This window comes from Kribbella voronezhensis (assembly GCF_004365175.1).
Taxonomy (GTDB): Bacteria; Actinomycetota; Actinomycetes; order Propionibacteriales; family Kribbellaceae; genus Kribbella; species Kribbella voronezhensis.
Window position 1 is genome coordinate 3,166 of record NZ_SOCE01000004.1, and the last position, 1,815, is coordinate 4,980.

A 1,815-nucleotide genomic window follows, 5' to 3' on the forward strand; every position below is an offset into this window, starting at 1 on the left:
GCTGGTATTAGGTGCACTGAGGAGTGACGCAGGAGGGTAGTCCAACCGCGGCGATGGTAGGCGCAAGCTGATCCGCGGGCAAGGTGGTAGGGCGAGGCATAGGCAAATCCGTGTCTCATGATGCCTGAGAGCCGAGGCGGACCCGTTCAGGGGAAGTGGATGATCCCATGCTGCCGAGAAAAACTTCGTAGTGAGTGTTAGAGCCGCCCGTACCCCAAACCGACACAGGTGATCAGGTAGAGAATACCAAGGCGATCGAGTGAACCATGGTTAAGGAACTCGGCAAAATGCCCCCGTAACTTCGGGAGAAGGGGGGCCGGATACGTGACAAGGCTTGCCCTTGGAAGCGTTGATGGCCGCAGAGACCAGGCCCAAGCGACTGTTTACTAAAAACACAGGTCCGTGCGAAGAAGTAATTCGATGTATACGGACTGACGCCTGCCCGGTGCTGGAACGTTAAGGGGACAGGTTAGCCGGCTTCGGTCGGCGAAGCTTTGAACTTAAGCGCCAGTAAACGGCGGTGGTAACTATAACCATCCTAAGGTAGCGAAATTCCTTGTCGGGTAAGTTCCGACCTGCACGAATGGCGTAACGACTTGGGCGCTGTCTCAACCATGGACTCGGCGAAATTGCATTACGAGTAAAGATGCTCGTTACGCGCAGCAGGACGGAAAGACCCCGGGACCTTTACTACAACTTGGTATTGGTGGTCGGTACAACTTGTGTAGGATAGGTGGGAGACTGTGAAACCTGGACGCCAGTTCGGGTGGAGTCATCGTTGAAATACCACTCTGGTTGTTCTGGCTGTCTAACTTCGGTCCATTATCTGGATCAGGGACAGTGCCTGGTGGGTAGTTTGACTGGGGCGGTCGCCTCCTAAAAGGTAACGGAGGCGCTCAAAGGTTCCCTCAGCCTGGTTGGCAATCAGGTGTCGAGTGTAAGTGCACAAGGGAGCTTGACTGTGAGACAGACATGTCGAGCAGGGACGAAAGTCGGAACTAGTGATCCGGCGGTGGCATGTGGGAGCACCGTCGCTCAACGGATAAAAGGTACCCCGGGGATAACAGGCTGATCTTCCCCAAGAGTCCATATCGACGGGATGGTTTGGCACCTCGATGTCGGCTCGTCGCATCCTGGGGCTGGAGTAGGTCCCAAGGGTTGGGCTGTTCGCCCATTAAAGCGGCACGCGAGCTGGGTTTAGAACGTCGTGAGACAGTTCGGTCCCTATCCGCTGCGCGCGCAGGAGACTTGAGAAGGGCTGCCCCTAGTACGAGAGGACCGGGGTGGACGAACCTCTGGTGTGCCAGTTGTTCCGCCAGGAGCACGGCTGGTTGGCTACGTTCGGGAGTGATAACCGCTGAAAGCATCTAAGCGGGAAGCACGCTTCAAGATGAGGTCTCCCACCGAGTTAATCGGGTAAGGCCCCCAGTAGACCACTGGGTTGATAGGCCAGAGGTGGAAGCACCGTAAGGTGTGGAGCTGACTGGTACTAATAGGCCGAGGGCTTGTCTCATACCAACACTGTTGGCAGCAAACATCTGCGCTTATGTATCGCGTCCACTATACGGTTCCCGGAATACGGTCAACCCCCAGTCAGGTCTCTCCAGGTGGAGAGACCAAGTGACTCGCAGGTGGTTGGTTGATATTTCTATAGAGTTACGGTGACCATAGCGTCGGGGAAACACCCAGTCTCCATTCCGAACCTGGAAGTTAAGCCCTTCAGCGCCGATGGTACTGCGACCGGGAGGTCGTGGGAGAGTAGGACGTCGCCGGACATTCACACTGTTAAGGGCCACCCACACGGGTGGCCCTTAA

2 rRNA genes (1 of these 2 only partly in view) are annotated in these 1,815 nt (G+C 56.1%); both read left to right on the top strand.

Annotation, left to right across the window (positions count from 1 at the left end):
• Window positions 1–1,513, top strand: a 23S ribosomal RNA gene (locus EV138_RS37130) (it extends 1,363 nt beyond the left edge of the window).
• Between the two features lie 144 nt (window positions 1,514–1,657).
• Window positions 1,658–1,775 (top strand): 5S ribosomal RNA (rrf, locus tag EV138_RS37135).
• Window positions 1,776–1,815: the final 40 nt, after the last annotated feature.